Annotated in this window: 7 protein-coding genes; all 7 read left to right on the top strand. The window is 74.3% G+C overall.

The genetic code is table 11. The features are described from left to right. Positions 1-139 precede the first annotated feature (139 nt). On the top strand, positions 140-1,123 hold the full coding sequence (locus ACR9ZG_RS16445; RefSeq protein ID WP_481285928.1) for a LacI family DNA-binding transcriptional regulator: 984 nt from the start codon (positions 140-142) through the stop codon (positions 1,121-1,123). Between the two features lie 115 nt (positions 1,124-1,238). After that, on the top strand, positions 1,239-2,420 hold the full coding sequence (locus ACR9ZG_RS16450) for a Gfo/Idh/MocA family protein (protein WP_481285929.1): 1,182 nt from the start codon (positions 1,239-1,241) through the stop codon (positions 2,418-2,420). Further along, positions 2,417-3,580, top strand: a complete 1,164-nt coding sequence (locus ACR9ZG_RS16455) for a dihydrodipicolinate synthase family protein (RefSeq protein ID WP_481285930.1) — start codon at positions 2,417-2,419, stop codon at positions 3,578-3,580. Before ACR9ZG_RS16450 ends, ACR9ZG_RS16455 begins: the two co-directional genes overlap by 4 nt. Beyond that, positions 3,577-4,467 (top strand): sugar phosphate isomerase/epimerase family protein, encoded by an 891-nt coding sequence (locus ACR9ZG_RS16460; protein WP_481285931.1) that lies wholly within the window; start codon positions 3,577-3,579, stop codon positions 4,465-4,467. The genes ACR9ZG_RS16455 and ACR9ZG_RS16460 overlap by 4 nt, the downstream gene beginning before the upstream one ends. A 109-nt stretch (positions 4,468-4,576) precedes the next feature. Beyond that, positions 4,577-5,686, top strand: a complete 1,110-nt coding sequence (locus tag ACR9ZG_RS16465) for a glycerate kinase (protein ID WP_481285932.1) — start codon at positions 4,577-4,579, stop codon at positions 5,684-5,686. A gap of 391 nt (positions 5,687-6,077) precedes the next feature. Next, the gene (locus ACR9ZG_RS16470; RefSeq protein ID WP_481285933.1) at positions 6,078-7,502 is read left to right on the top strand and encodes an MFS transporter; all 1,425 of its coding nucleotides are present in this window, start codon (positions 6,078-6,080) and stop codon (positions 7,500-7,502) included. Between the two features lie 83 nt (positions 7,503-7,585). Continuing rightward, positions 7,586-8,788: Gfo/Idh/MocA family protein (locus ACR9ZG_RS16475; RefSeq protein WP_481285934.1), on the top strand; the 1,203-nt coding region annotated here is incomplete at its 3' end.

An 8,788-nucleotide genomic window follows, 5' to 3' on the forward strand; every position in this document is an offset into this window, starting at 1 on the left:
AGATGTGTATAAGAGACAGGCCCTGCCCTGCCCTGTCCCCGCCGGACGATCGACTTGGCGCAACACGCCGTCCCGCCGCCGGCGGAGACGGCGTGTCGTGCCAACTCGGTCCGATGATCACGCCCGGTAGGTTGATCCCATGAGCGACAAGGCACCCACCCTCGTCGAGGTCGCGGCGCACGCCGGGGTGTCCCTGGCGACGGCGTCGCGCGTGCTCAACGGCAGCGAACGCCGCGTGAAGCCGGATCTGCAGGAGCGCGTGCTCGCCTCCGCCCGGTCGCTCGGCTACAGCGCCAACGTGCAGGCGCAGGCGGTCGCGCGCGGCACCAGCAACGTGGTGGCGCTCGTCGTCGGCGACATCGCCGACCCGTACTTCTCCTCCATCGCCTCCGGGGTCATGCGCGTGGCGGACGAGCGCGGCCTCATCGTGACGATCACGGCGACCGGGCCCTACGCGGGGCCTGAGTCGGTGGCCCGCGAGGAGGCCGCGCTCGCCACCCTGCGCGGCCAGCGTCCGCGCGCGGTGGTGCTCGCCGGCAGCCGGGTCGCGGGTGCCGCCGCCCCGACCGGCGCGGCGGAGCGCGTGGCCGCGATCGGCGCCGGCGCGGCGGGCATCCGCTCGATCGAGGTGGACAACGGCGGAGGCGCTGCGGCCCTGGCCCGCGAGCTGCGGCGCATCGGCTACCGCGACTTCGCGGTGCTCGCCGGCCCGGAGGAGCTCGTCACCGTCCGCGACCGCGTGCAGGGCTTCCTGTCGGCGGCTCCGGAGGCGAGCGTGCGGCACGCGGAGTTCTCCCGCGAGGGCGGCCAGCGCGCGATGGCGGACCTGCTCGCCTCCGGCGCGCGGCCCGACTGCGTCTTCGCGGTGAGCGACGTCATGGCGGTCGGCGCGATGGCCGCGCTGCGCGAGGCCGGTATCGCGCCCGGCGGCGAGGTCGCCGTCGCCGGCTTCGACGACATCCCGCTCGCCGCCGATGTGACGCCGGCGCTCACCTCGGTGGCGCTGCCCCTCGCCGAGATCGGGGCGCGGGCACTGGAGCTGGCCCTGGCCGACGGGCCGGTGGAGGCCTCGGCGGCGATCACCGCCGAGGTGCGGCTGCGCGCGTCGACGCCCGGCCGCTAGCCCGACGCCCCTCTTGACCCAGGGCCGGTGCCGCGCTTACGCTTGGTAAGCGCTTTCCAAACGCGTCCGGAGCACATCCGGAGCGGGCGCACCACACGAGCACGAAGGAGTACACGTGTCGTCCATCGGCATCATCATGAACGGCGTCTCCGGGCGCATGGGCTACCGGCAGCACCTCGTCCGGTCGATCCTCGCGATCCGCGAGCAGGGCGGCGTCGAGCTCTCCGACGGCCGTCGCGTCCAGGTCGAGCCGCTGCTCGTCGGGCGCAACGAGGAGAAGCTGGCCGAGCTCGCCCGCCGCCACGACCTCCAGCACTGGACCACCGATCTCGACGCCGCGCTCGCCGACGACCGCTGGCAGATCTACGCCGACTTCCTGGTCACGAAGGCGCGGGCCGCCGCGATCCGCAAGGCCATCGCGGCCGGCAAAGCGATCTACACCGAGAAGCCGACCGCCGAGAGCGTCGAGGAGGCGCTGGAGCTCGCCCGGCTCGCCGACGACGCCGGCATCAAGAACGGCGTCGTGCACGACAAGCTCTACCTGCCCGGGCTGCGCAAGCTGAAGCGGCTGATCGACTCCGGCTTCTTCGGCCGCATCCTCTCGGTGCGCGGCGAGTTCGGCTACTGGGTCTTCGAGGGCGACTGGCAGGCGGCGCAGCGCCCGAGCTGGAACTACCGGGCCGAGGACGGCGGCGGCATCGTCGTCGACATGTTCCCGCACTGGAGCTACGTGCTCGAGAACCTGTTCGGCGGCGTCCGCTCGGTCTATGCGCACGCGACGACCGAGATCCCGCAGCGCTCCGACGAGCGGGGCCGCCCGTACGCGGCGACGGCCGACGACGCCGCCTACGCGATCTTCGAGCTGGAGGGCGGGGTCACCGCCCAGCTCAACTCCAGCTGGACGACGCGCGTCAACCGCGACGAGCTGGTGGAGTTCCAGGTCGACGGTACGCACGGCAGCGCGGTCGTCGGGCTGTTCGGCTGCAAGATCCAGCCGCGCAACGCGACGCCGAAGCCGGTGTGGAACCCCGACCTCGCCGACGAGCACGACTACTCCTCCGACTGGATCGAGTCTCCGGCGAACGAGGTGTTCGAGAACGGCTTCAAGACCCAGTGGGAGCAGTTCCTCCGCCACGTGATCGAGGACGCCCCGCACCCGTACGACTTCCTGGCGGGCGCCCGCGGCGTGCAGCTGGCCGAGGAGGGACTGCGGTCGTCGCGGGAGGGGCGCCGCGTCGAGCTCGCGCCGCTCTCGCTCGGCGAGTTCGCCTCCCCTCTGGCCGGGGCGCGCGCATGAGCATCGCGGCCACCGGCCTCCACCCGGTCACGCTCCTGCGGCCCGACGGAACGACCGCGCGTGCCGACCTCGGCGAGGCGTCGGCCTTCGAGCGTCCCACCGGCCCGCTGCGGTCACGGGTGGCGTACGCGGCCGCGCACGTCATCCCGAAGCCGTGGGCCGACAACGTGCCCGGCGCGCCGGCGGACATCGACTGGGAGGCGACGCTCGCCTACCGGCACCACCTCTGGTCGTGGGGCCTCGGCGTCGCCGACGCGATGGACACCGCCCAGCGCAACATGGGCCTCGACGCCGCCGCGACGCGCGAGCTGATCGCCCGCAGCGCCGCCGAGGCGCGCGCGGTCGGCGGCAGCATCGTCGCGGGCGTCAACACCGACCACGTCGAGGAGCGCGTCATCACGCTCGACGCGGTCGTCGACGCTTACAAGGAGCAGCTGCATCGCACCGAGGACGCGGGCGCCGGCGTCGTCCTGATGGCCAGCCGCCACCTCGCACGCGCCGCCCAGTCGCCCGCCGACTACGAGCGCGTGTACCGCGAGGTGCTCGACGCGGCGGGCGCACCGGTCGTGCTCCACTGGCTCGGCACGGCGTTCGACCCGGAGCTGGAGGGGTACTTCGGCGACGCCGACACCGTCCTGCGCATCATCGAGTCGGCGGGCGACCGCGTCGCGGGCATCAAGCTGAGCCTGCTCGACGCGGAGGCGGAGGTCGCGCTGCGGGCCCGCCTCCCGCGCGGCGTCCGCATGTTCACCGGCGACGACTTCAACTACGCCGGGCTGATCGCGGGCGACGGCGAGCGGCACTCCGACGCGCTGCTCGGCGCATTCGCGGCGCTCGCACCGTCGGCCTCGGCGGCGATCCAGGCGCTCGACGCGGGCGACCCTGCCCGGTTCCGCGCCATCCTGGAGCCGACGCAGGCGCTCTCGCGGCAGGTGTTCGCGGCGCCGACGTACTTCTACAAGTCCGGTGTCGCCTTCCTCTCCTGGCTCAACGGGCATCAGGAGGCGTTCAGCATGGTGGGCGGCCTGCACGCGGCCCGCAGCCTCCCGCACCTCTCCGAGATCGTGCGGCTCGCCGGCGCCTGCGGTGCCCTTGAGCGGCCGGAGCTCGCCGCCCGGCGCTGGCACGACCTCCTGGCGCTGAACGGGGTGGCGTCGTGACGGCCGCGCACCCGCGCCTGTCGATCAACCAGGCCACCGTCAAGCACGCGAGCCTCGCCGACGCCCTGCGCGCCACCGCCGACGCGGGCGTCCAGGCGATCGGGCTGTGGCGCGAGCCCGTGGCGGAGGTCGGGCTGGCAGAGGCCGCGCGGATGGTCGCCGGCTCCGGGCTGCGCGTGTCCAGCCTGTGCCGCGGCGGCTTCTTCACCGCCGCAGAGGGGCCGGAGCGCCGTGCGGCCCTCGACGACAACCGCCGCGCCATCGACGAGACCGCGGCGCTGGCTGCGGCGGGCGCGCCCGGGTCGGCGGCCGTGCTCGTGCTCGTCGCCGGCGGCCTGCCCGCGGGATCGACCGACCTGGCCGGGGCGCGCCGCCGCGTGGCCGAGGCCGTCGCCGAGCTGGAGCCGGAGGCCCGCGCCGCCGGCGTGACGCTCGCCATCGAGCCGCTGCACCCGATGTACGCCGCCGACCGCGCGGTCGTGTCGACCCTGCGTCAGGCGCTCGACCTGGCGGAGCCGTTCCCTGCGTCGTCGGTCGGCGTCGCGGTCGACACCTTCCACATCTGGTGGGACCCGGACGTGCTCGCCCAGATCGCCCGCGCCGGCGCGGCCGGACGCATCGCGACCTACCAGGTATGCGACTTCCTGACCCCGATCCCCGCCGACGCATTGCTCGCCCGCGGGCTGCCCGGCGACGGCCACGTCGACTTCGCGGCGCTGACGGAGGCGGTGGAGGCCACCGGCTACGCGGGAGACGTGGAGGTCGAGATCTTCAACGCCGCGCTCTGGGCGGCCCCTCCGGCCGAAGCCGTCGCGCGCACGGTGGAGGCGTTCGCGCGGCACGTGCCGCTGGGAGTGGTGGCTCGGTCGGGCGTGGCTGCGGGGTAGGGCGTGATCGTGGGGCCAGGCGTGGCCGCGGGGTCGGGCGTGGCTCTGGGCCGGCCGTGACCGTGGGGTCGGGCGTGGCCGCGGGGCCGGGCATGGCAGACTGAGCGGCATGGCAGCAGAGGTCGGCGACGGAGCGCGCAGCCTCCGCATCGTCATCGCCCCCGACTCCTTCAAGGGCACAGCATCGGCCACCGAGGTGGCCGCCGCGCTCGCCGAGGGCTGGCGCGAGGTCCGTCCCGGCGACACCGTCGTCCTGGCGCCGATGGCCGACGGCGGCGAGGGGACGCTCGACGCGTTCCTCGCGGCCGTCCCCGGCGCCTCCCACCGCCCGCTGCAGGTCACGGGCCCGGCGGGCGCCCCGGTCGACTCCGGGTGGGTGCTGCTGCCGGACGGGACCGCGGTGGTCGAGCTCGCGGCCACAAGCGGGCTGGGTCTCCTGGACGCGCTGCTCCCGCTCGACGCGCACACCGTCGGCTTCGGCGAGGCCATCGCGGCGGCCATCGACGCGGGCGCCGAACGGCTCGTGCTCGCGATCGGCGGCAGCTCGTCCACCGACGGCGGCACCGGCGCGCTGACCGCGCTCGGCGCCCGCTTCGTCGACGACGCGGGCGACCCCGTTCCGCTCGGCGGTCGCGGCCTGGCGGCGATCCGGGAGGCGGACCTCACCGGGCTGCGCCCGCTGCCTCCGGGTGGCGCGATCATCCTGAGCGACGTCACGAGCCCTCTCCTGGGCCCGCTCGGCGCGGCCGCGGTGTTCGGCCCGCAGAAGGGCGCGGGCCCGGCCGAGATCGAGGCGCTGGAGGCCGGGCTCACCACTCTCCTCACCGCGGTCGGCCGCCCCGACGCACCGGGGGCGGGCGCGGCGGGCGGCACCGGCTACGGCCTCCTCGCCTGGGGAGCGACCCTCGCCTCCGGCGCCTCCGCCGTGGGGTCGGTGATCGGGCTGCCGGCGCTCATCGCCGACGCGGACGTGGTGATCACGGGCGAGGGCCGGTTCGACTCCCAGTCGGCGGCCGGCAAGGTGCCGACCTACGTGGCCGGCCTCGCCCGCGCCGCGGGCGCGACGCCGCTGCTGGTCGCGGGCTCGCTCGCCGCCGAGCCGGACGGCTTCGCCGCCGCCCGCGCGCTCGACCGCCTCGCCGGCGATCCGTCCGCCGCGATGGCGCAGCCCACGCGCTGGGCGCGCGAGGCCGGCGCCGCGCTGGCGGCACGCCCCTGACTCCGGTCCCCGCCCGCGCCACGCCGCGCGCGGGCGCGCGACTCCGGCGTTCCGGCGCTGCCCGGCCCGGAGTTCCGGCATCCGGCCGCTGCCCGGCCCGGCCCGCAGCGTTCGTCCCGGCCGCAACTCCGGTGTTTCGCCGCGTTCCGCCCGCGACCTCCGGTCGAGCCGGCCGACACGCCGTGTCGGCGGCGAGGGTTCCGTAGTTCCAGTCACCGCCCATCCGGCATCCAACCGCGGAACGTGCCGTGATATCCGGCCGAACAGTCCCTGCGCACCCGACTCTTGACACCTGAATCGATCCAACCTAATCTGAGACGACTACAACGGAAAGCGCTTACCACCACGCGACCCGTTACCATCCACTAGTCGACGACGACAGGAGATGACGATGCCCGACAACGGCGTGACATCGGAGAACGAGCGGCGCATGCCCCGGCGGGCCGCGATCAGCGGCTGGTTCGGCAGCGCGCTCGAGTACTACGACTTCTCGATCTACGCGTCCGCCGCGGCGCTGGTCTTCCCCCAGATCTTCTTCCCGGCCGAGAGCCCCGCGGTCGCGCTCATCGCCTCCCTCGCCACCTACGGCGTCGGCTACGTCGCGCGGCCGGTCGGTGCGTTCGTGCTCGGCAATTTCGGCGACAAGTACGGCCGCAAGCGCATCCTCGTCTTCGCGATGATGCTGATGGGCCTCTCGACCCTGCTCGTCGGCCTGCTGCCGACCTACGCCCAGGTCGGCGTGCTGGCGCCGATCCTGCTCGTGGTGCTGCGGCTCGTGCAGGGCTTCGCGGTCGCCGGCGAGCTGGGCGGCGCGAGCGCGATGATCGCCGAGCACGCTCCGGAAGGGCGGCGCGGCTTCTTCACCAGCTTCAGCCTCCAGGGCACGCAGGCCGGCAGCATCCTCGCGTCGGCGAGCTTCATCCCGCTGTCGACCTTCCTGTCGCCGGAGGCGTTCCAGGCGTGGGGCTGGCGCATTCCCTTCCTGCTGAGCGTCGTCGTCATCGTCGCCGGCCTGATCATCCGGTCCCGCGTGGAGGAGACCCCCGCGTTCCTCCGCGAGGAGAAGGAGTCGCGCGTCCCCCGCGTGCCGGTCGCGCAGCTCTTCCGCGAGAACGGCGGGACCGTCTTCCGCGCGGTCTGCATGGGCCTCGCCAACGTGATCGGCACGACCGTCGTCGTGTTCGGCACCGCGTACGCGACGCAGCCGGCGTACGGGGTCGGGATGAGCCCCTCCGTCTACCTGTGGATCCCGGTGCTCGCCAACATCGTCGCGATCATCCTCATCCCGCTGTTCGGGATGCTGTCCGACCGCATCGGCCGTCGCCCGCTGATGATCTTCGGCCCGCTGGCCGCCGGTCTGCTGTCGTTCGCGTACCTGTTCGTCGTCAGCACCGGCAACGTGCCGCTGACGATCGTGCTCGCCATCCTGATTTTCGGCGTGCTCTACCAGATGTGGAACGCGACCTTCGCGAGCTACTTCCAGGAGCTTTTCCCGACCCGCACCCGCGTGACGGGCTTCGCGGTGTCGCAGAACCTCGCCCTGTTCATCACCGGGTTCCTGCCGAGCATCTTCACCGCCATCGCCCCTCCCGGGAGCGCCTCGGTACCGCTCATCATCGGCACGCTGACCCTGGTGCTGTCGCTCGTCTCGGCCGCCGCCGCGTGGCGGTCTCGCGAGACGGCGAAGCTGGGGCTGGACGCGCTCGACCAGAGGAGCGACGCCCGGCCGGGCGAGGCGGGTACCGCGAATGCCACGGCGACCGCCGAGGCGACCGCCGACGCGCCCGTCTCCGACGTGCATCCGCGTCGGGCCTGACCCTCGACACGGGGTCCCGCCACGCCGCACGGGCGGCGTGCCGGGACCCCCTCCGTCACACTGGACCAGAAGGGAGCGCCCCGATGACCGAGCACCCGCCCGCACGCATCGCCCTCGTGGGCGCGCACGGCTTCGGTGCGGTGCACCGCGCGAACCTCGCCCGCCTCGCCGCCCTCGGCCGCGCCGAGCTCGTCGCGATCGCCGACCCCTCTCCGCTGGAGGCCGGCGAGCTCCCCGCCGGCGCCCGCGCCTATCCCGACCTGAGCGCGCTGCTCGCCGGCGAACACGACCTCGACGTCGTCATCGTCTCCACGCCCCTCCACACCCACTTCGAGCTGGCCGAGCGGGTGCTGGCGTCGGGCGCCGACCTCTATCTCGAGAAGCCGCCGGTCACCTCCCTCGCCCAGATCGCCCGGCTGCGGGCAGCGGCAGAGGGAGCGGGGAGGCTCGTGCAGGTCGGCTTCCAGAGCCTCGGCTCCCACGCCCTGCCGTGGCTGCGCGACGCCATCGCCGACGGCCGCTTCGGCGAGGTGCGGGCGGTGACCGCCGTGGGGGCGTGGATGCGCGACCGCGCGTACTTCTCGCGCTCGCGCTGGGCGGGCCGCAGGAGGCTCGACGGCGTCGACGTGGTCGACGGCGTGGTGACCAACGCCCTCTCCCACGCGGTCGTGACCGCGCTCGCGGTGGCCGGGGTGCGCAGGGCCGAGCAGGGCGCACGGGTGGAGGTCGACCTCCACCGGGCGAATCCGGTCGAGAGCGACGACACCAGCGTGGTGCGCATCCGTCGCGCCGGCCGCGGCCCCGACATCACGTGCGCGCTCACCCTCTGCGGGCCGGAGGAGGCCGAGCCGTTCATCACGATCCACGGCTCGGAGGCATCGGCGACCCTGCTGTACGTGCTCGACGAGGTGCGGGTGGACGGCCCGGACGGCTCCCACGCGCACCGTTTCGGCCGCACCGATCTGCTCGAGAACCTCCTCGACGCGCGGGCGGGGGAGGCGGAGCTGCTGTCGGCGCTCGCCGACACCGAGGCGTACATGACCGTGCTGGAGGCGGTGCGCACCGCTCCTGAGCCGCACCCCATCCCCGCCGCCTTCGTCGACCGCGTCGGCGAGGGTCCGGCCGAGCACCTGGTCGTGCGCGACATCGAGCGCACGCTGCTGCGTGCGGTGGCGGCCGAGGCGACCTTCACGCAGCTCGGCGTGCCGTGGGCGACGGCGGGCGCCGCTGACGCGTCGGCCCCGCCCGCCCGCCGGCTCCTGCTCGGTGACGACACCGTCGCCGAG

The organism is Leifsonia sp. KNZ12-8B, from assembly GCF_056755495.1.